Raw genomic sequence first — 22,281 nt, 5'->3', positions numbered from 1 at the left:
ATGTTTGGAACTTAAATGAAAAAACAAATTTTAATAATCTAAGACCATTACGAGACAAAAATTATATAAAAAAGTAGTAAAGTAAGTAACCGATTCCTTAACGTACAGGGAATCGGTTGATTTGTGTCAAAAATGTGTCTAAACGTACAATTTTCTTTTTTTGATATGGTGACCCCTTATGGGAAGAAAAATCGGTGCAAACTATTCAGTGACTACAACATTAGCATTTACGGCGGGTAGCAATAACTTTGAATTAGCAATTGCTGTGGCTGTTGGGGTCTTTGGTATTCATTCAGGTGCAGCATTTGCAGCTGTCATTGGGCCATTAGTCGAAGTACCTGTAATGATTGCACTTGTAAATGTTGCTTTTTGGTTTAAACGCAAATACTTTAATGACCAATCAATATAAATTAAAAAACAAAGGTGGAAAACAACATGGAAAACAAAAAGACGATCTACTTTTTATGCACGGGAAACTCGTGCCGCAGCCAAATGGCAGAAGCTTTTGGGAAACAATACCTAGGTGATAAGTGGAATGTATATTCCGCAGGAATCGAAGCGCATGGCGTGAATCCGAATGCTATTAAAGCCATGAAAGAAGTGGATATCGACATAACAAATCAAACATCAGATATTATTGATTCAAACATTTTAAATAGCGCTGATTTAGTGGTGACTCTTTGTAGTCATGCGGATTCTGTGTGTCCGTCTACACCTCCGCATGTGAATCGTGTTCATTGGGGATTCGATGATCCCGCTGGAAAAGAGTGGGCTGAATTTCAACGTGTTCGTGATGAAATCGGTGCACGTATTAAGCGATTCGCTGAAACAGGTGAATAATCAAATGAAAAAGACCTTTCAAAGCTGAACTGAACCCCAAAAATTAGACAAATATATTAAGCAGCTACTAAGGATTGAACTCTGTATTGCACAGGGGACAATCCTTTTAGTTTTGTTTTAATTCTTTTGTGATTGTAGTAATGAATATAAGTTTCTAGTTCTTGCTTAAATTGTTCCATACTTTCAAACTCTTTAAGATAAAGTAATTCAGACTTTAATAAGCCAAAGAAATTTTCCATGACTGCATTATCTAAGCAATTTCCCTTACGGGACATACTTTGGATAACGTTATGTTTTTTAAGCGACTGATGATATTGTCGCATTTGATAATGCCAACCTTGATCCGAGTGTAAAATAGGAGTTTCCTTATCATTCAAACGTTGAAACGCCTTATTTAACATTTTAGAAACAAGGGAATAGGCAGGTCTATGTTCTATATTGTAAGCTATAATTTCTCCGTTATATAAGTCTAAAATGGGTGATAGATATAGTTTTTTACCATGTAAGTGAAACTCCGTCACATCTGTTACCCATTTTTCATTTGGTTTTGATGCGTGAAAATTACGTTTTAAAATATTAGGAGCGAATTTCCCGACAGTCCCTTTATATGAACGATATTTTTTTAATCGAACAAGACATTTTAATCCCAGGATATTCATTAAACGTCGAACGGTTTTATGATTTAATGCATGGCCTCGATTACGTAATTCCAATGTAATACGACGATAACCATACCTCCCAAAATTCTCACTAAAGATCTCTTTAATTAATTCTTTAACTTTCTTATATTTATCTGGACGTTTCGCTTGTTTCATCCAGTAATAATACGTACTACGAGCGATATTAGCGACTTTCACAAGGTCAACGACCTTGTATTTATGCCTTAATTCATAAATCAATTGCGCTTTGTCTTGGTCTGTGATGTTTTCTTCTTTTGAACTAAGGCATTTAACTTTTTTAAATAGTCATTTTCCATACGCAGACGTTCATTCTCTGCTTGTAGCGCTTCTATAGAACCTTCAAGAGATACTTCGTTTTGTTTTAAATGTTGTAGCTTAGCTTTTTCTTTGGCCATGGTTAGACGCCCCTTTTTCTTTGATTTTAGGGCATCTAATCCTTCTGTTTCATAAGCTACTTTCCATTTTCGGAGTGTTTCGCAAGAAGGAATATTAAAAAAAGCAGCTGTTTCTCTCAGAGATGTCCCATTTTCATTCATATAATGAATTACATCTAGTTTATACTCGAGAGAGTAAGTTGTATAGCGTTTTTCAAACGCCTTTTCCCCTGAAAATTCAAACCGTTTAATCCATTGATAAAGTTCTCTAGGATGAACCCCTATAGAATTAGCAATGGTTTTTCCGCCTTCTGTACCTTCTAGATATCGTTTTACTGCTTGTATTTTATCTTTTGAAGAAAATTTAGCCATAAAAAGTGCACCTCCAATTGTTAATTATGTGTCTAACAATTGGGGTGCACTTCAAGCATGAAAGGTCTTTTTTGCATATCATACTCATGTTAAATTAATAAATTCTTTGAGTGAATGGGAAGATGAAACCATATCTTGGTTTCATCTTGTCCTATTTCTAATTTATTGTATATTAATTACACATTAAAATTCTCCATCACCAATTAAATTTCCAGCATCGTTATCTTTAGTTAATCTCTGCTTCAAATAATTTTCTTTCGTAGTCCGATCGTTTTTATGACCAACTGCCGCTGCTATTACATGAGGTGCAAGTCCCTTGTAATCATATAAATACTGTACATAAAAATGTCTAAAAAAGTGGGGAGTAATTCTTATATTCTCCGTAAAGGATAACTTAGTATCTCTTATAATCTTAGAAATATATTGTGATAAGTAATTTTCTCTATAAGCAGTATGGTTTTTCGTTTGGAAAATGGTCCCGCCATTTTTATTTCCTATATCTATAGGTAATCTCCTACGGAGTCGAAACGCAACAATACGATTAAAAATTTCCTTATTAATAGAAACAATCCGTTCATTATCTCCCTTTGTATCAACTGTTAAATAATAACGTCCACGTATATCATCATATTCAAGATCTTCCCATTTTGCATGCGCTACTTCCGCAACACGTAACCCTGTGGTAGATAGGACCGATAGTAAGGCATAATTGATTTCATTATCCTTATAATAATAAAGAAGCTGCTTGACTTCTCCATATGATAACTCACGCTTTGGTTTATATTGTTTATTCACCGTCGTACTTAAAATTTCTATATGAAGAGGCTCCTGGATATATTGAATTTCATATAGCCATTTCAAATAGGAACGGATTACACCAAGTTTTCTACTAATTGTAGATGTTTTGTATTTTTCTTTTGATTGATAAGAGATTGCCTCCTGGGATAACCATTTTTGATAGTTACGGATATGCCGTTTTCTTAAATTCCTCCAGACTTGTCCAACTTCAAAATCTGTTACATCTTTCTGCAAAAAATCCGTACTCTGTTTGACAAAAAAGTAAAACTGACTTAGATCACGTGCATATAGAATTCTAGAAACATCTTTGATACGTTTCTCTTGATCAAAATGCGTTTGCCGGTTTAAGTAGTAATATAATATCTCTTCATCAGAAAATCCCTCATATGTATAGGTATCTTTTCTTTCATTATTTTCTTTTTTAAATTCAGCTTCATTTATATAATCACGATTCCATAATGCAATTATGTTTGTGAATTTTTGTTTTTGTTTCTCTATGTTTTCTAAAGAAGTTTCATTATGAATTGAATTCAATTCAAATATCATTATCCTTCAACTCCTTATTAATTCTTTTTATATTTATTATTATAACTGAATTACATTCAAAATTAGTTACATAGTAAAATTAAATTTTATAAAAATGAAAAGCTATAACAACCATAGAAAAACGCCCATTTTCTATGGTTATATTAATCTAACTTATATAATTATTTTTGTTATTATTTTTAAATAAATATAAAAAATAATTTAATTAGTAAATATAAAACGTTTTTATTAAATTTTGTAAAAAGATTAAACTTTACATATGTTATAATGAATTAAAGTTATATATTATTTAAAATTAAAATTAGACTTAAATGATTTTTAAAATACATATAAATGAAATATAAGAGGAGAGGAAATATGAGTGAGAATCAGCAAATGATTATGAATACAAACGAAGTGAGGGAATATTTAGAAGTTAGTAATTTCGTTGTTAATAATTTAATCAAACAGGAAGAATTAGTACCAATCAATAAGGATACATGGCGTTTAGATGGAAGTTTCCTTTTCAAAAGAGAAGATGTGGAAACAATTAAAAAGGGAAGAGAAACCGAAGGTATTACCCTTTACCAAGCTAGTAAAAAATATGGTATAAGCACATATCAATTAGAAAAATGGTTAGGGGATGGGGAATTAGCCGCTACTATACGGGAACATCGTAACCGCGAAACAAAATTCATTAGAGAAGAAGAGTTACTTCAAGTTATAAAACAATTTGATCAAGAAAACACGCTATATACATACTCACAAAAGTATAATACAGTCCTTTTCCATAAATATATTCAAAGTAATACGATAGCAAGGGTCATTTCTATTCCTAAGCGTGGTGATATTATGTTGATTGATGAATTTGGAAGTGAGTTCACCTTAAATGAAGCTATTAAATCAGGATTCGTACCAGCATACGATCTACCTGATAAACCACGTAGTCATCATCAAAGGTTTGTTAAATTCCGTTTACCTAAGTCCGATCAATTACGCAGCAACTCTTTCCAATTGATTGACTTAATCCTTCAGTACGTATCACCAAGAAACCTAAAGGTTTCAGAAGAGGAGGATTTTTGGTATTTCGATATACGCCAATCTCTTATTGAATTACCTATGGGTATGCAAATGGAATGGATAGAATACTTAACACCATATATAATAGAAGGAAAATTAATAAAGCGTGTAAATAATAGTATATATTTAGATAGTAGTAGCGTGACAAAACCAGTTACACTTTCTAGCAAAGAATATCAAGCAATTAATAAAATAGTAGAAGAGACCAACACTACCATTGAAGAATTCATTGCATCTGCTATTAACCAAAAAATAAAAGACTATCAGACTTCACAAAACTAAATCATAAAATAATTTAGTTTTAGTTAAAAAAGACATAAATTATCTATCTACGTTAATTTATGTCTTTTTTGTTTTTACTATCATTTATACAACTAAGAGGGGTACCGCCGCATCGCTATCAAGCTAATATTTTGAAGTACCCCCAAAACGAAAATTTGATTTCTCTACAGTTATTTATGTGAATTCGGTTCGTTTTTTACGTTTTGTGCAACAATTAATTTTCAACTTAATGGCGATGAGACGGGATCTTACTAATAAAAAATGTATTGAATTAATTTAAGGTTCTTAATTTAAAATTGAAATATTACATTGTGGTTCAAGAATTAAACTTAAAATATTGATCAAAAGCAATTTACATCTTATTTTTACTATTTGTTTAAAAACTGTCAAGTAACTTGCATAACAAGTTACTTGATGCTATACTTTAAAAGTAAGGTAGCTTGTATAGCAACATACTAAAAGGAGATGAATTGATGCATAGCCAAATGCTAAAGGGTGTATTAGAAGGCTGTATTTTATATATCATCTCACAAGACGAGGTATATGGGTATGAACTAAGCGCAAAGTTAAATCAATATGGTTTTACATTTGTAAGCGAAGGCAGTATTTATCCACTTTTATTACGCATGCAGAAAGAAAAACTCATTGAGGGAACTTTAAAAGCTTCTAATTTAGGACCTAAGCGTAAGTATTATCACTTAACAAAGAAGGGGTTAGATCAATTAGAGTTATTTAAGGAAAGTTGGGGTATGGTATCGACAACTGTAAATCAGTTATTAAAGGGGAGAAAAGAAAGTGAAACCTGAGGAAATGATCAAAGTTAACAATGAAAAAAGAAAACTACTAACAAAAGAAAATGAATTGGCTTATGGGAACATCTTGGTGTATATACGTTGTTCCAATGTTCCGGAACAACAATCGGAAGAACTATTATTAGAGATTTTAGATCATCTTCTAGAGTCTCAAAAAGAAGGTAAAACGGCTTACGATATTTTTGGAGATGATTTACAAGCATATTGTGACGAATTAATTACTGCGTTACCTAAGCAAACAATGTTTGAAAAATTTGCATCTATAGGCTTTATTGTAAGTCTATTATTGGCTATTCAATTTGGAATAGATACTATATCCGCAATGATAATTTCAGTTTCTCCCAAAAAACATGCACTTCAAGGTGTATCATTTGATATATTAGGTACTTTATTATCTGTCACAATCCTTACTGGGGGCATTTATATTATTTTTCATATATTAAAAGGTTTTTCTTTTGATGTAAAAATGAATTGGAAAAGCCGGATTTCATTTGGATTAGCAGTTTCTATCCCATTTGGCTCTGCAATACTCATATATATTTTCTTTAAAAAACATCCATTTCTTTCATATAACATAAGTTTATGGCAAGGCGCCCTAACGGCTGTCTTCTTCTACATTTTATATAAATTTTTATTTAAAACATCTAGACTCTAATAGTATATTTTAAGAAATTGTTACCATTTTCTAAATTAAAAAATGGTAGACAGAAGGTTAGAACGGCTTAATTTACATTTAATATCGTTATTCTAATTTATTGATATGAATAGATTATTAAATTCTAGAGGTCCCATCCATATCCATTAACTTAATAATTTTATAACGCCTATAATGAAAAAATACGCTATTCTTTCTGTAGAATCATAGGAAAGGATGGCGTTTTTGTATGTTTGTTTCTATATCTGACGAATTACAACTATTTGCTCAAGAAATTCAAAGCTTTTTATCCCCAAATATCTTACGAGATCTTGCTAGATATGTTGGTTTTGTGCAACGAACTAGTAAGTACAAAGCAAAGGATTTAGTCGCCTTATGTGTATGGATGAGCCAAAATGTTGCTACTACTTCTTTAACTCAGTTAACTAGCTGTTTAGAAGCATCAACGATTTAATCAAGCGGCCGTCCAATTTTTACAACACATACTAGCTGAACTACTAAGCCGAAAATTGACCCCATCTATACAGTTTTCTTCTCCATATACTTCTGTTTTTAAGCGTATTTGTATTTTAGATTCAACTGCATTTAATCGATATATCTTTACCACCTGTATAAGTTGTAATGTCAAAAGTATCTCCATGCTTCAAATCACCAACGGCCAATTCTTATAAGAAGAATTCAAGTTCAGTGTAAATTGCACAGAATACGGTTCAATAGGATATAAAAGTAAAGAGTGGTGTTTATATACTGGAATTATAAAAAAACTAAAGGAAATAGAAATGTTTAAAAATCCATAAAAAAAGAGCCTGTCCTTGAAACAAGCCCTAGCTACAAGAAATAGCGTAATTGAGATGTCTAAATATTACCATTTAACTATTTAAAATTCTAGGTGTCTTATGTTGAGAAATAAATTCTCTGAAACGTAGGTCACTTCAGTTTTAATTAATAGCTCGTGAAAAGTGAGAAGAAGAGCTTTAAACTGATGTTTTTATGAAAAAAATGAGGAGAACTAAAAAACAGTATTCTTTTTAAAAATTAAGTACGTGATTAGTACAGGATAAAAGAAATAGTTCAGTTTATAAAAAATTAATTTAAGGGTATTCTATTTGCTACAAATATACTTCTTGGAAAAATAGAGACAAATGTTATATGATAAATTTAAGAGATTGGGGGACTGAAACTTTGAACGAGTCATATACAGCAGAAGAAGCTGCAAAGAAGTTGAAAATATCTAAATTAACTGTTTATGAACTTATCAAAAGAGGGGAATTGCCATCTTATCGAATAGGTAGGCAAGTTCGAATTGATGTAGAAGATCTACAGAAATACATAGAGCAAAGTAAAACGGGGAGCCTAAAAAATTCCGCTCAATTATCTGAAAAACATAATTTAACGAATGCAATTGTAATTAGTGGGCAAGATATGGCATTGGACATACTAGGAAAATATATGGAGAGTAGTATGGGGAAAAGAATGCTAAGAGCTTATGATGGAAGTCTTACAAGTTTGATTCGTTTGTATAAAGGTGAAGGAAGTATAGTCAGTCTACATCTATTTGATGGTGATACTAAAGAATACAACATTCCCTATACTAAAAGAATCTTAACAAATTCCCAGTATATAATCTTTAATTTACTTTTAAGGAATGTAGGATTTTATGTACAAAAAGGTAATCCGAAGAATATCAAAACTTGGGAAGATTTATGCAGAGAAGATGTAAAGATAGTGAATAGAGAAGTTGGAGCGGGTATACGCGTTTTATTAGATGAACAGTTACGTATTCATAATATACATAGAACAAAGATTAAAGGTTATGATTACGAAGAAAGTAGCCACTTTAGTATTGCAACTAGTGTAGCTATGAATAAAGCGGATGTGGGAATAGGGATTGAGAATGTTGCCAATATAACAAAGGTTGAATTCGTTCCATTAATAAAGGAACAGTATGATCTTATTATCTTAAAAAATGAAAATACTGTTAAAATTATTAATGAAATTAAAGAAATACTGCATTCAACAGATTTTAAACAGGAACTAGAGTCTATTGGAGGATATGATTTAACATTGACAGGAAACACGATATACGAATCTTTTTAGGTAGATTTAATATCTTTTTTTATTTATAGTAATGAGACATAAAAAGCTTGTTATCTGTTTATAGATGGGATTTATACATAGAAAAAGACTGCTTTATATATAAAGCAGTCTTTTTCTATGTATAAAGAATTACTAATTAATAGGATAATAAGTAGTTTAATAAGAATAATAGACCGATAACACAAATAGTTTTGTTTAATTCTTTTCTTTTTCCAGTTAGAAGTTTTATTACTGGATAAAATATAAAACCAAACGCTATACCGTCAGCTATATTGTAAGTCAGTGGAATCATAATAATTGTAAGGAAGGCAGGGAAATATTCCGAGAAATCATCAAAGTCAATCTCTTTTATGCTTTTTAACATTAAACTTCCAATGATAATTAGAATAGGTGCAACGGCTCCATCTGGAATCATTTTTATAAAAGGCATAAAGAAAAAAGAGATAAGAAATAGTAATCCAACAAAAATAGAGGATAAACCGGTTTTTGCACCAGCAGCTATTCCCACAGCACTTTCTAAACCAGCTACAGTAGAACTAGTCCCAAAAATCCCAGCAAAAATGTTGGACATCCCGGTTGCCTGATAAGCTCGATTGAAACGTTTATTGTCATTTTCAAAACTTTGTATGGTTCCTAGATTTTGAAATAGTAGAATCATTGTTAAAGAAAAGGTAGCTGTCCAAAAGGATGCATTTTTTACTTGTGCAAAAGAAAAAGCATTGAACACAGCTGGGTAATGCTCATATAAAGATCCCATATTATAAGAAGGATCTAATTTTGTTATGCCACAGAGGGCTGCAACTAATGTACTAATTCCTATAACGATTAAAAATCCACCTCTAATATTATAAATAAAAAGGATTACAGCTAATGCCAGAGTGAAAATTGTAAGTAATGTATTTGCTTTAAATAGGTTATCCAATCCTATTATCGTTACAGAAGAATCTGTAATAAGTCCACCTTTTTGAAGTCCGATAAAGGTCAAAAATAGGCCAATCCCTACAGTAATAGCATTTTTTAAGGAATGTGGAATAGAGTTGATTAAAAGTCTAGAAAAAGGTGTAAATGTAATCAGAGTGAAAATAATGCCTGATACTAATACGACTCCTAAAGCTTCCTGCCAATTTAGTCCTAGAGATTGAACAATTGTGTAGGAAAAGAAAATATTTTCCCCCATTCCAGGGATAATTACGAGAGGGGAATTTGCCCAAAATCCTATTATAAGACAACCTAAAAAGCATGTAAGAGTAGTGGCTACTACAGATGCCTCTGTACTAATTCCTGCATCTCTTAATATGGAGGCATTTACAATCACTATATATGAAACAGTGAAGAAACTTGTTAAAGCAGCTAGTAATTCTTTTTTTATGGTTGTATTGTAGTGTGTCATATTAAAGTGAGTATAAATCCATTCTGTCATGACATAAGTCTCCTCTGTTCAAATTTTTTATACATTGACTGGGTACTTCGTTTTTATTGTAACTTTCAAAGTTGAAATTGTTCTAAATCCAAAAGTATCGTTCCATTCTAAATGGTCAATAATAAGTGACTTATCTTCTATAAAAGGTTGTATGGTATTTAAAAATACTTTTAGTGATTTTTTTGTTAGATTTGCACCGGCACAGTAATGAGAACCAACTCCAAAACTTAAGATTGGAGGGGTATTTGATCGCTTTTGGCATTCATTTGGGTTTTCATATTTACTCCGATCTCTATTTCCAGAAGAGATAAATAAAATAATTCTGTCACCTTTATTAATGAGCTTATCTTCTAAAGGTATATCTTCATTGGCAACACGTGCACAATAGGGAAAAGGGCATTCCATTCTTAAAGATTCTTCAACCATATTTTCTACTGTTAGTAAACTGTAAGGATTATTTTGAGGTAATTTATCATTCTGCTTTTGTATGTAAAGATACATTAATGTTTTTACAGCACTAAGAAATGGTTCATGTCCATCTACTGTTACATTTGCTATTAGTGCCAAACTATCTTCGACTTGATCTACATTTTTTAGTATTAAATCAAATAAACCGTTTTTTTCGTATCTTTGTTGGTCGCGAATTTCAGAAATAATACTGTAGGTTTTGTCAATAGAGTGAACAGTTTTTTGTGAATCTTCGAAACTAGGAACAGGAATCCAAAGGAAATCCACAGCTTTAAAAGCTTCTTGTAGAATTAGTTTATAATCTTTTACATCTAGACCCAATAAATTAGCGAGAGTATTTTCTGTAAACGGTATAGCTATTTCATTGACAACGTCAACGAATTCAGTATCTTTGTTCAGAGCATTCAATACTTTGAGTGTAGAAGATTTAGCTAAGTCTTCTATAATAGAGTTTGTTAAATTGATAGGTACTTGTACATGTTTACGCAATTCTTTATGCTCAGGATTATCCATATACATTAACCATCTAGAGTAAAAATTAGAGAGTTTATCTTTATACTCAACAGGTATATCTAGCTTTTCGATGAATTGTTTTTTTCGATTAGCCTTTAATCGAGAATCTTTTAGTAGTTGGGTGATATTGGTGTAATCAAAAACAAGCCATGCATTGAGTTCTTTATCCCAAATAATATTTTCTGTAGCTAAGGCCTCTGTATAAAATTTATATCTATCTTCGATAATTTTTTTTATAGTATTGTTAGTCATTTCGTCACTCCTAGATTCACTTTTATTTGTAATATTAATTTTCTTGTAATTGATATTTCATATTTTTGTGAGTGATCTGGTTGTTGGATGAGAAAAGAGAAAATAATGCTTGAAAAATATATATTTATAGATACGGACCTATTTTCCAGTTATAACTAAATTATATTAAACAATAAATTCAGTTATAAAACAACACTTATTTTAACTAAACATAACTAAACATAACTAAAAATAACTAAACGTAGCTGGATATATATTTGTTTAGTTAATTCAGAATATTCATTATTTGGTTTATTAAGATGATAATTTTTATAGTTAATGAAGTGAAAATCATTTATTACATTGTAAGAATATCAAGGGTTGTGACTAAGAAATAAAGCGTTCAAAAGGTTTTTATCCTGAAAATAAAGAAAAAAATAATTTTGCAATTAATAGAATTGATATGATATGTTTTCTTTGTTAATAATTTAAAAAATCTACATAGTCTATTAAATTTATGTTTGATTTATTTAAAGACATTATAGATAAGCAGAAGAGAATGTAGATGATAGATCAGCATTGGGTAAAGTGAATAGCTGTAAGTAACTTAAAGTAAAATCACGTTGTTTATTTTTGAGTTATTATATAATCTAGGAAAAATAAGAAGGGGAGTGCAAATTTTGAAATTTGTCTTTGATTTAGATGGTACAATTTGCTTCAAGGGAAAACCAGTTTCGGAAAAAATTCTTGCATGTTTAGATAAAATTAGTAAAAATGGTCACGAAGTTATATTTGCTTCTGCAAGACCTATTCGTGATATGCTACCTGTGATACATCCACGTTTTCACGAATATACATTGATTGGTGGAAATGGATCTTTAATTTCTCAAAATGGAAAATTAATTTATTCGAAAGAGTTCGAGAAATCGCAACTAAAAAAGATTCTTGCTTTGATAAATGAATTTCAAGCAACGTATTTAATTGATGGTGATTGGGATTATGCATATACTGGTCCGGATAATCATTCTATACTTAATAATCTAGATCCAGCTAAACTTGCTAAATCTGTTAAGGTGACTTCTTTAAATTCTATAGTTAAGATTTTAATCCTTACAGCGAGCAACATGGAAGAACTATCTCAGAGTCTAAGTTTATTAGATGTTGTAGTACATAAACATAGAAATGAGAATGTAATAGATATTAGTCCAAAGGGGATTCATAAATGGAATGCACTACAGGTATTAGGGGTTAAGGAAGGGGAATATGTAGCCTTTGGAAATGATGCAAATGATATAAGTATGTTCGAACATGCTGCATATTCAGTAATGGTTGGACATCATCCAGAATTAGCGCCATTCTCTAAAGAAAGTATTCCAATGGACATAGAATATGAAATAGAGATCATAAATAGGTTAGAGAAACTTTCTGAATTATATAGCCTAAGTCATAATTAAATCTTTAAAAATCAATTAATATATTTTTAAATTATTAAATGACAAATATCCCTTTGGATTATCAACTCCAAAGGGATATTTTCGCAACTTTATTTAAATTAACTGTTGGATTGTTAGCACAGCTTGGTAGCCAAAATACATACCAAAACAGATTAAAATAACACCTGCTGAAATGGAAATCCATTTCATTACAGTAGCGTTTACAAAGCGTCTACCAAAATGTATGGATGTAGCCATGAATAAATCCCATAGCATAATACCTGCAAAAATAGCTGTACTATACCATAGAGCTTGTTCTTTTCCAATTGTATTTATTGCGCTAGTAAGAACAGAACCGTAAATTCCTATCCAAAATACTATATTTAATGGATTTGAAATTGCAATTGCAAATCCTGCTAAAAAAGATTTTAGAGGATGTTCTTTTTCACCAGTTAAAGAATGCTTTACTTGTTTAGGAGCATCCTTAATACTTTCATATCCTAAGTAAAGCATGGTAATAAAACCAAAAATCCAAATACAGAGTTGAGCAATTGGAGTTGTTAAAAAAGTGGAAACCCCAAAATAAATGAGTAGCATCATAATTACATCAGCTGACATAGCACCTAATCCAACAAACCAAGCACTCCAAAATCCATTTTTAATGCCTTTATTTATTTGAGCCACATTGATTGGGCCCACAGGAGCAGAAAGGGAAACACCTAACAGTATATAACTAAAGATCATGCTAATCATGTTTTTTTACACCTGTAATCGGACATCTCATTACGCTTTCTTCATTTGTTTCAGGCAAAATATACTGTTTCCACTCATGTGAATTTTCAGCACCATAATCACCTATATCTGGATGCATTGAAATATTATCGTAGGCTAATAAGCGTTTCCTAATAACTTTACGGACTTGTTTTCCTTGTTTGGTATTACCTGTAATATCATCTAAGGTTCCGCGGGGTTGAAGGGTAATTTCAAGACCATTCTCTGTATATCTGCTTTGTCTTTCAGCATATATAGGTGCTCGGCAAACTACAAATATAGGTTCTCCAGCAAAACAAAATTCCCATTTAGCATGGTAAGGATCTGTTGGGATTTCTGGATTCCATGGTTCAGGATCATTTTCGATTAAAAATTGTAGTACATTCCAAAATTGTTTTTTATATTCTTCTGCTAGTAATTGCTTACTTGAGGGTTTGAAGAATATCACTAGCGTGGTCCGCTTGGCAATTTGCTGATATGTCTTTATATATTCATAAATTCCATCTCTAAGCTTTAGTAGCTCTTTTTGATCATAAGCTGAATCAATAAAAAGATATCTGGACCAACCATGTTTTTCGGAATCTACTGCAAAATAGCAAGGAAACGGTTTAGAATTATCCATAATACTTTTGTGGAAACTGTTGTAAGCGTGTATTTTCCAGTTTTCTAAGAAATCATTGTTCTTTTCATCAAGAATTCTATTTTGATTATACAAATAAGATTTGGTTAATTGGATTACCACTGTAATCCCTCCTTATTGTAAGTATAAAATCATTGATTGTTTTCATAAATTAAAATGTTGTTTTTCACTATATTTAAAATTTTATTGATATCCTCTGTGTGTATCTCAATTGTTAACTCAGGTACACCTGGAGATAGTAGAAATTTATTATAATTATAGATCTTTTTATCTATAATAAGGGTAACCTCATCCTGATATCCAAAAGGGGCTACACAACCGGGAACACAGGAAGTCTTTTCAACCAACTCTTCAGATGAACAAATTGAAACCCTCTTGCCAATTAGTTCTTTCATTGATTTTGAATCTAATTTTTCGCCTTCAATCGTAACTAGCACATAATTATGTCCGGTTTTATCTTTTAGAAATAAACTTTTACTTGGAACACCTTCTAAATTAAATCTTTTTCGTATTTCTCTATCTGTATCATAATCCAGATTGGGTTCATGCTTGTATTGCTGATAAGAAATATTTGCTTGATCTAATAGTTGTATCACATGATTATACATAATTATCCTCCTTTAAGATTTATGAAGTGCATAGAAACTTTTGTTTTAAAATTAATTCTTGTTAATGTGTGTTTATGAAAAGGCACTTATAAAGTAATAGGGTTTCGGTATCAAAAAAATTTAATATAAGGGTTATATTGGAACCTTTTTAATATATTAAACTTTTTCACTGTAGAAAGGTATTGATAAATTTTCTTTTAAATACGGAAATTCTGAGATGATTTTATTTTTTAAAATTTAGAAAACTGATTTTGGTATTGAATAAGATAATTTGTTTTTAAAGATTAAAATGTATGATTTAATGTTTTACATGTAGTTTTCTTAGGCTTGTTGCAACAAGGATTGTTTTCTATATAATTACATATTATTCTCGGTAGGAATATTTAGGGTTTGGTTTGCTTCTTTTTTCATTATTAATAAAATAAGTATTATACTAATAACCAGTGAACTAACTCCAACTGATATGAAAGATGAGAATTGAAAAATTTTAGCGTCCCAGAACAAGCCAGACAGGTAAGCTCCTAATGCAGCACCTATACCCATGGTAAGAACTGTGTAGGTAGTTTGTCTTTGGCTAATTAAATCTTGGTCTGCATTTAAACTTAAAATGTTCATAGCACAAATGTGATATAAAGCAAAGGTAAAAGCATGCATTAACTGTGAAATTACTAATAAAGTGATGCTTCCGACAAAAAGTTCTATTAATGTCCATCTTAGAATACCTAAAATAGAACACAATAAGAGAATAGATGAAACATTCATATATTTTAGAAGCCTATGACCATAAGCGAAAGTAACAATTTCACATATAACTGCAAAAGCAATTAATGAACCTATTGCAAAACCAGTATAATTATTTTCCAACAACTTAATAGAAAAGAATCCATAATAAGGTGCATGTGTTAATTCAAATAAGAAAAATACAGAATAAAAAAGCAAAAGTTTTTTTTCAATAAAAATACTTTTTGATTTTTTTTTCGTAACCTCAATCGGTTCAAGGCGAATTAGTAGAGTAGAGGAAATTAACAACATAAGCCCTAAAAATATTAATATAAACCAAAAAGATAGTGGACCAAATTTAATAAGGGCATGACTTGCCCAAACTGAAAAGAAAATAAATCCGATGCTTCCCCACATCCTAATGGTTGAGTAGCGTTTCATGTCACCATTTAGCTTTGATAATGAAATTGTTTCTATGTTGGGTAAAATAGATATCCAAAAAATATTTAGTAAGGAGAGTGCTATAACTATAGCCAAGCTATTTTTAACTTGAGTACCAACAAACAGAACGACTAAAAGGAGAACGCATTGTATAAGGTATATGCTTGCTAAATTTCTATTTAGTTTTGATATCAGTAGGAATACATATGGTCCTAGTATTCTGGCAAGGATTGAAATGCCAAGGATTATCCCTATCTCTTTGCTACCAAAGTGTAATTGATTTAAAAAAAGACCGGTTAGCGGAACTACAATAGCAAATGTTGCAAAGTATGAAAAGAAAGTAAAGGAACAGTACTTATCAAATGTTTTCATTTTTATCCACCTCTTTATTAAGATTAATATTGTTATAGTAGTGATTGACCTGTATTAAAAACGTTTTTTATTAGTTTGTAGCAACATTAACTTAAAATTAATATATTCGGTTTTTAAATTTATTTTATAATGTGGTTTAAATAATTTTTCTCCCAATGATTAGTGGTTTGTAAATTGGAAAAATAATATATTTAGTGATTTTCCACATGCTTGAAATAATTCTTAGTGTCTGGCGTATTTTCAACTGTAATACTTTGGAGAGAAGCCTTTTGTTTTTGTTCCTTCATAGATTAGAAAGTTATTTAATATACAAGCAAATGGTTTATGTTTATAGACTGTATTTTCAACTGAAAGGGGGGATTAGTTCTTATAATGAAACTAGTCCAGTATCAAATTCTACAGGCTATCCAACTAATAAACCTCTTTTAAAAACATACTAATTTGAAGGTATGTTCCACATTGAGTATTTCGAATTTATTGTTTGTAAATGTAAATAAATATTAGTATGAAGTCAATTGTAACACCTCCGTTTTATTATTCTGAAAATACAAAAAGAAGTATACAATATTTTTGATTTAATTGGAATATATTTCTTCGGAGATTTTAATGCATAACGAATTTTAACTAAACACAATTAAAAATAACTAAATATAACTAAGTACGAGTATTTTCAGATTATTTTTTCGCAAAAAAATTCCCTTATGAAATAAAATCGCATATTTCGACATATGATGATGTTATTTCATAAACATTTATTGCGTTGTTTTTTATAAAAAAGCGGATTCATAATACTTTATTTGTTTAAATTGAGCAGATATTATTGTACAAATGTTTCTCAAAAAATAAATCTGAAAATATAGAAAAATTAGAATTTAAAATGTAGTAAGAATGTTGTGGTATGTTCTGTTTGCGAGAATTAAATTTTGTACAAGTGATGCTTTTGATAAAGGAGGAGATACAAGAGTACTTTTTTAGATAATTTATTTATTGTCTTTTATTAAGAAGGGAGAAAAATTATGAAAACAATTAAATCATTTTTACTATGTGCTGTTTCTGTTTTTATGCTAGCAATTTTCACAGGATTCTCTCCTGCTATGGCAGAAGAAAATGTTAATAAAACTGAGATAAAAGTATTTGCTGCTGCAAGTTTAAAAGATGTTTTAGAGGAAGTTACAGCCAATTATGAGAAAACTCATGGAAATGTAAAGTTTACTTTCACTTACGGTGGTTCAGGTTCACTTCAACAAATGATTGAGCAAGGTAAATCAGCAGATCTATTTATCTCCGCTGCAGAAAAAAATTTCACTCCTCTAGTTGAAAAGGGGTATATCAATCCGAGCCAAGCTATTAATTTTTTAGGGAATGAATTAGTATTGGCAACACCAATCGAAAATAATATTGTGCATAGTTTTTCGGACTTGAACACAAATAATGTGCAAAAGATAGCTATTGGTAATCCTGCAACAGTACCTGCTGGAATGTATGCAAAACAAGTATTTGAAGGGCTGAACCTGTATGAAGTTTTAAAACCTAAATTTGTATTAGCAACTGATGTAAGACATGTATTGTCTTTGATTGAAACGAAGCAAGTTGATGCTGGGCTTGTATATAAGACAGATGCACTTATTTCACCTCAAGTAAAAATAGTAGATACAGCAGATTCTAGTTTACATGACCCTATTATTTATCCAATGGGTGTTCTTAAAGCAACAATGTCTCCAGTTCAAACTACAGAGTATTATAACTATCTTCAAACGGATCAAGTAAAAGAAACATTTGTAAAATACGGATTTTCAGTGCTAAATCAGAAACAGGAATTAAACAAAGCAGCATAAACCTAAATTTTAGATTTTTGTGCAAACTTAGAGTATCCACCATTAGATAAGAAATATTTAGTGGTGGATACTTTCTTGCTTTTGTAAATAATAAATTAAGTATTGACGAAAAATTGATAAATAAAGAGATTTTAATTCTTGTTTAGGAGTTATTTAAAATGAATTCTACGTTTGAAATTGTCATATGTGATTTAGATGGTACTTTGCTAAACAATAATAAAGAGATTAGTAATAAAACAGTAAAAACTATACAATCTTTAAATCAAATGAAAATACCTGTTATTCTTGCAACGGCGAGAGCACCAAGAGATATAGAAATATATTTAAAAGGATTAGAACTGGATACTCCAAGCATTTGTTATAATGGGGCATTAATTTTTGATAATAGAAACAGTAAAATACTTACATCTAATATGATTGATATTTCCATAGTGAAAAAATTATTTGAAGTATTAAGAGAAGAAAAAAGTATTGAAAATTATTTAGCTGAAAAGAATAACGAGTTTTGGGTGGATGTAATTGATAAAGATGTACAGTGCTGGATTGATGCTGGTTGTCCACCACATGCAATAGGATATCCGTCAACTTTTTTAGATGATCATTTATCTAAATTGATTGTTAGGGGAAATACCGAATTTATTATCAGAATTTTAGAAAAACATTTCAAAGAGCACTTAATTTATACATTTTCCGACTCCCGTAAAGTTTGGATAGAAATTTTGTGTAAAAATGCAGGGAAAGCAGCGGCTGTAAAGTGGATAGCGAATCACTACAGTGTCCCACTTTCAAACATAGTGGCCTTTGGTGATGCAGAAAACGATATTGGAATGTTGGAACTAGTTGGTTTTGGGGTCGCTATGGGTAACTCTGGAAAAGATGTGCAGTTAAAAGCGAATTGTATTGCACCAACAAATGAAAATGATGGTGTAGCACACACTTTACATGGGATTTTTTCTATATAAAGGCTATAACTTATAAATGGAAAGGATAGGATATAATGACGAAAAACGGTTTGTTATATACATGTGGTAAGTCAAAGTCGATGTATTATGGTGAGGAAAATGATTCAATTATCATGCATTTTTTGGATAGTGTATCTTCTTATACACAAAATAAAAATGCTCGAATTATAGGAACTGGAATACTAAGATGTGAATTTTCTTCTCACATATTTGAGTTGCTCCATAAAAAAGGGGTACCTAATCATTATATATCAAATATAGGAATGGGAAGAATGAAAGTTAACAAATTAGATATGATTAAATTGGAGATAATCCCCCGAAATATTGCGGCTGGTTCAATTGTAAGGAATTATCCTATCCAATATGGACAAGTTTTTAATCAGCCTATTTTAAAATTAGACCTCAAATATTCAAACGATCCGATGATGAATTCCGATTACATTGTTGCAATGGGCATTGCTACTAAAAGAGAAATAGAAGTTATCAGAGAGATAGCTTTTGAATTAAATGCTATTTTAAAGGATTTTCTTTTGGAAAGAGGTGTAAAGTTAGTTGATTTTAAGTTCGAAATGGGAAGAAATGCAGCAGGTGATTTGGTAATAGGAGATGAAATTTCTCCAGATGGTATGCGTCTTTGGGATATAGAAACAAACCAATCTCTAGATAAAGATGTATTTCGTTACAACAAAGGGGACTTGGTACATGCTTATGAAGAAATATTGAAACGTATAATGCCTGTAGAGAGTATGAAATAATAAGATGAATAAAGTAGATGTGAATTTTATTGAATACTCAATCGATACAGCTAGTTTTGAGTTATCTCCAGAGAGAGAACCGGTTTTATATGTAAATCCAGGTCAAGAAATCTCAATGGAGGTAATGAATGCATTTTCACAAGAGACGGATAATGAAGAGGAATTAAATAATGTAATTAATAAAGGCAAACATCATCCGTTTACAGGGCCAGTTTATATCAATGGAGCTTTGCCAGGAATGACAGTAGCTATAAAAATTAAAAATATTCATTTAGCCAAGTATGCATATACATGTATTTCACGTTCTTCAGGAGTGTTGAAGGGTCAATTCACAGAACGGAATTATAAGAAAATAGAGATTAAAAATAATAGGATAGATTTTGAGGGAATTGATTTACAGGTTAGACCTAGCTTGGGAGGGATAGGACTAGCTGATCCCTTTAGAACAAGAAATGGTGCAACATGTAAATACGGAGGTAATTTAGATATCCGCTGGTTGGTTGAAGGAACAACAATTTATTTACCAGTAGCTGTCGAAGGTGGTTTATTATACGCTGGTGACTTACATGCTTTACAAGGAAATGGAGAACCCTCAGGGATTGCTTTAGAGGCATCAGGCACTTTACAAATAAATATAAATATATTTGAAAATAATATTCCTACTCCCATTTTACAGGTAGAACAAGGGCTTGTAATAATTGGATTTGGAGAGACATTTGAAGAAGCTGTTAAGATGGGCGTAGATACTTCTACAAAGATAATAGCTCAAGCAAATCATATGAATAAGGCAGATGCCTACATGTTATTGGGATGTACCTCGGACATTGTTATTGGGCACTTAACAGGGAGAATTAAAAGTGTAGGAGTTTTAATTCCATTTGAAGTTTTACGTATAGAAGATGTACTAAGGAAAAAGTAAACAAAGAAGAAAATGAAAAATTATTAACATTTGATTTTATATTTTCTATGAAGAGAGGAATCACTTTGTCAGTAAATGAAGAGTTTATTACAATTGCTCTTTCAAAGGGACGCTTATTATCAGAAACCTTGCAGATTCTAAGAGGAAGTGGGATTAATATCCCCTTAGATTTAGAGAGTTCGCGTGAACTGTGTTTTGAGTTAAGTGAACAAAATTTGCGCTTTATCTTGGTGAAATCAGTAGATATTTTACTTTTTTTAGAGAAAGGAATTGCTGATTTAGGCGTTGTAGGAAGTGATTTACTATTAGAAAAAGGTGAAGGTTTTGTAGATATACTTGATCTTAAAATTGGCCAATGTGAACTGTGTGTTTGTGCAAAACCTGGAATAAATATAAAAGATGTAAAATCTGTAGCAAGTAAATATCCTGTAATTACAAAGAAATATTTTGATCAGCAATACCATGATATAGAAGTGATACATTTAAATGGTTCGGTGGAAATTGCTCCAGTATTGAATATGGCGGATTGTATTGTGGAAATAGTGCAGTCAGGTAAGACACTTGTTGAAAATGGATTAATAGTCTATGAAAAAATTGAAGAGATTTCAGCAAAAATAGTTAAAAGAAAAAAATCTTTATATGAAAAAGAAAAACAAATTAATGACTTTTTAGCAAACTTTAATAATTATTTTTATAACATTAATGTGCCATCTAAGTTATAAAAATAACATTTTGAGAAAATAGGTGGTGTTTTAAAGTGAAAATAGTAGTAATAACTGGTGCAAATCGTGGTTTGGGATACGGAATTGCAAAATCATTTGCGGAAAAAGGGCACAAGGTTATTGGATTGAATCGGACTTTGTGTAAAGAAGAATGGTTAGAAGAAATTCAATGTGATCTTTCACAAAAGATAGATATTGAAAAGTCTGTTGCCGGGATAATTAGAGGATATGGAAAAATAGATATATTAATAAATAATGCAGGTATAAGAAGATTTAATAACATTTCAAAGATAACAGAACAAGATTGGCAAGACAGTATAAGTACAAATCTTTCAGCCCCATTATGGTTGATTCAGTTTACTGCTCCTATGCTAAAGCAGAGTAAAGGGCTAATTATATTTATTGGAAGCCATGCGGGTGAATACTACTTTGAGCAAGGTGTTGCATATTCAAGTACAAAATCTGCTTTGCACGCAATGGCAGAGGCGGCAATACAAGATTTAAGATATGAAGGAATACGTGTTAGTCACCTATCCTTAGGAGCAATTGCCAATAGATCGATGGAAAATGATGAATGGAAAATGCGCCCACGGGATATAGGTCAATTGGCTGTCGCAATCTCAGAATTACCATCCAGCATAATGCCTGCTTTTGTAGAAGTTCGACCTTCTATGCCAAATAGGTCTCCAATTTCTGGATTGGAAAGATTACAGTATATATAAGTATTATGGCGATACTCTATTTTTTACTCCCCTATTTTTATGGAAATGGGGGAGGTTTTTGTATTTAAAGGGAAAAACCGAGAAATTCTATGATATATCTACTACCTTAATATAATAATAATAGAAAAAACATATATTACAAAGAGAGTAGGGGAAAGCATCTAGAAATATTTATGTACTTTTATATATAATGGTACAAGTAATGATATATATCATTAAGTTAAGGTAGTATAG

20 protein-coding genes and 2 pseudogenes are annotated in these 22,281 nt (G+C 30.9%); 14 read left to right on the top strand and 8 right to left on the bottom strand.

Annotation, left to right across the window (positions count from 1 at the left end; genetic code table 11):
• Positions 1-178: 178 nt before the first annotated feature.
• Positions 179-409, top strand: a pseudogene (locus tag JDS95_RS27615) (arsenic resistance protein); the annotation flags it as partial.
• Positions 410-435: 26 nt separating this feature from the next.
• Positions 436-840: an arsenate reductase (thioredoxin) gene (arsC, locus tag JDS95_RS27610; protein ID WP_000428322.1), complete on the top strand. Its 405-nt coding sequence runs from the start codon at positions 436-438 to the stop codon at positions 838-840.
• 56 nt (positions 841-896) lie between these two features.
• On the opposite strand, the gene JDS95_RS27605 is transcribed toward arsC, so the two are convergent.
• Positions 897-2,266 (bottom strand): IS3-like element ISBth167 family transposase gene (locus JDS95_RS27605; RefSeq protein WP_098706280.1). Its coding sequence is split into 2 segments (ribosomal slippage): positions 897-1,801 and positions 1,801-2,266, totalling 1,371 coding nucleotides; the frame shifts between segments, so codons are not numbered across the junction.
• A 183-nt stretch (positions 2,267-2,449) separates the two neighbouring features.
• Complete coding sequence (locus JDS95_RS27600; RefSeq protein WP_000575729.1) at positions 2,450-3,610, bottom strand: tyrosine-type recombinase/integrase; 1,161 nt, start codon at positions 3,608-3,610, stop codon at positions 2,450-2,452.
• 357 nt (positions 3,611-3,967) lie between these two features.
• On the opposite strand from JDS95_RS27600, the gene JDS95_RS27595 reads away from it, so the two are divergent.
• The 5 genes and pseudogenes from JDS95_RS27595 (at position 3,968) to JDS95_RS27570 (ending at position 8,515) form a co-directional block, all read left to right on the top strand.
• Complete coding sequence (locus JDS95_RS27595; RefSeq protein WP_001293862.1) at positions 3,968-4,951, top strand: hypothetical protein; 984 nt, start codon at positions 3,968-3,970, stop codon at positions 4,949-4,951.
• 473 nt (positions 4,952-5,424) lie between these two features.
• Positions 5,425-5,757 (top strand): PadR family transcriptional regulator, encoded by a 333-nt coding sequence (locus JDS95_RS27590; protein WP_000556075.1) that lies wholly within the window; start codon positions 5,425-5,427, stop codon positions 5,755-5,757.
• Positions 5,747-6,418: a DUF1129 domain-containing protein gene (locus JDS95_RS27585; protein ID WP_000801535.1), complete on the top strand. Its 672-nt coding sequence runs from the start codon at positions 5,747-5,749 to the stop codon at positions 6,416-6,418. The genes JDS95_RS27590 and JDS95_RS27585 overlap by 11 nt, the downstream gene beginning before the upstream one ends.
• 229 nt (positions 6,419-6,647) lie before the next feature.
• Positions 6,648-7,086, top strand: a pseudogene (locus JDS95_RS27580) (IS4 family transposase); the annotation flags it as partial.
• 481 nt (positions 7,087-7,567) lie between these two features.
• The gene (locus tag JDS95_RS27570) at positions 7,568-8,515 is read left to right on the top strand and encodes a helix-turn-helix transcriptional regulator (protein WP_000609184.1); all 948 of its coding nucleotides are present in this window, start codon (positions 7,568-7,570) and stop codon (positions 8,513-8,515) included.
• A 136-nt stretch (positions 8,516-8,651) separates the two neighbouring features.
• On the opposite strand, the gene JDS95_RS27565 is transcribed toward JDS95_RS27570, so the two are convergent.
• Entirely contained in the window at positions 8,652-9,935 is a 1,284-nt protein-coding gene (locus JDS95_RS27565; protein ID WP_000141339.1) for an NCS2 family permease, read from the bottom strand.
• Between the two features lie 27 nt (positions 9,936-9,962).
• Positions 9,963-11,168, bottom strand: a complete 1,206-nt coding sequence (locus JDS95_RS27560) for a cytochrome P450 (protein ID WP_000184029.1) — start codon at positions 11,166-11,168, stop codon at positions 9,963-9,965.
• A gap of 659 nt (positions 11,169-11,827) precedes the next feature.
• On the opposite strand from JDS95_RS27560, the gene JDS95_RS27555 reads away from it, so the two are divergent.
• The gene (locus tag JDS95_RS27555; RefSeq protein ID WP_000673599.1) at positions 11,828-12,601 is read left to right on the top strand and encodes an HAD-IIB family hydrolase; all 774 of its coding nucleotides are present in this window, start codon (positions 11,828-11,830) and stop codon (positions 12,599-12,601) included.
• 93 nt (positions 12,602-12,694) lie between these two features.
• Here JDS95_RS27555 and JDS95_RS27550 read toward each other — a convergent pair whose 3' ends face one another.
• The 4 genes from JDS95_RS27550 to JDS95_RS27535 all read right to left on the bottom strand — a co-directional run bounded on the left by JDS95_RS27550 (position 12,695) and on the right by JDS95_RS27535 (position 16,132).
• Positions 12,695-13,333 (bottom strand): LysE family translocator, encoded by a 639-nt coding sequence (locus JDS95_RS27550; protein WP_000624907.1) that lies wholly within the window; start codon positions 13,331-13,333, stop codon positions 12,695-12,697.
• On the bottom strand, positions 13,326-14,093 hold the full coding sequence (locus JDS95_RS27545) for a YqcI/YcgG family protein (protein ID WP_000236658.1): 768 nt from the start codon (positions 14,091-14,093) through the stop codon (positions 13,326-13,328). Before JDS95_RS27545 ends, JDS95_RS27550 begins: the two co-directional genes overlap by 8 nt.
• A 29-nt stretch (positions 14,094-14,122) precedes the next feature.
• Positions 14,123-14,599 carry a YbaK/EbsC family protein gene (locus JDS95_RS27540; RefSeq protein WP_000282323.1) on the bottom strand — a complete coding sequence of 159 codons (477 nt, stop codon included), beginning with the start codon at positions 14,597-14,599 and terminating at the stop codon, positions 14,123-14,125.
• Positions 14,600-14,956: 357 nt separating this feature from the next.
• Complete coding sequence (locus JDS95_RS27535; RefSeq protein ID WP_000846437.1) at positions 14,957-16,132, bottom strand: MFS transporter; 1,176 nt, start codon at positions 16,130-16,132, stop codon at positions 14,957-14,959.
• Between the two features lie 1,016 nt (positions 16,133-17,148).
• Between JDS95_RS27535 and modA the strand changes: the two genes are divergently transcribed.
• The 6 genes from modA (at position 17,149) to JDS95_RS27505 (ending at position 22,047) form a co-directional block, all read left to right on the top strand.
• A complete protein-coding gene (gene modA, locus JDS95_RS27530) occupies positions 17,149-17,967 on the top strand; it encodes a molybdate ABC transporter substrate-binding protein (RefSeq protein WP_000849080.1) in 819 nt (272 codons plus the stop codon).
• A gap of 158 nt (positions 17,968-18,125) precedes the next feature.
• A complete protein-coding gene (locus JDS95_RS27525) occupies positions 18,126-18,929 on the top strand; it encodes a Cof-type HAD-IIB family hydrolase (protein ID WP_001089199.1) in 804 nt (267 codons plus the stop codon).
• A gap of 35 nt (positions 18,930-18,964) precedes the next feature.
• A complete protein-coding gene (locus tag JDS95_RS27520; RefSeq protein ID WP_000164572.1) occupies positions 18,965-19,684 on the top strand; it encodes a phosphoribosylaminoimidazolesuccinocarboxamide synthase in 720 nt (239 codons plus the stop codon).
• A 4-nt stretch (positions 19,685-19,688) separates the two neighbouring features.
• Positions 19,689-20,603, top strand: coding sequence for an acetamidase/formamidase family protein (locus JDS95_RS27515; RefSeq protein ID WP_001044906.1), 915 nt, complete (start codon positions 19,689-19,691; stop codon positions 20,601-20,603).
• Between the two features lie 65 nt (positions 20,604-20,668).
• Positions 20,669-21,325, top strand: coding sequence for an ATP phosphoribosyltransferase (gene hisG, locus JDS95_RS27510; protein ID WP_000115579.1), 657 nt, complete (start codon positions 20,669-20,671; stop codon positions 21,323-21,325).
• Between the two features lie 35 nt (positions 21,326-21,360).
• Positions 21,361-22,047, top strand: a complete 687-nt coding sequence (locus tag JDS95_RS27505; protein ID WP_199690893.1) for an SDR family NAD(P)-dependent oxidoreductase — start codon at positions 21,361-21,363, stop codon at positions 22,045-22,047.
• Positions 22,048-22,281: the final 234 nt, after the last annotated feature.

The organism is Bacillus cereus group sp. N24 (genome assembly GCF_016483345.1).
GTDB lineage: Bacteria > Bacillota > Bacilli > Bacillales > Bacillaceae_G > Bacillus_A > Bacillus_A toyonensis.
This window is presented reverse-complemented; position numbering and strand designations above follow the sequence as displayed.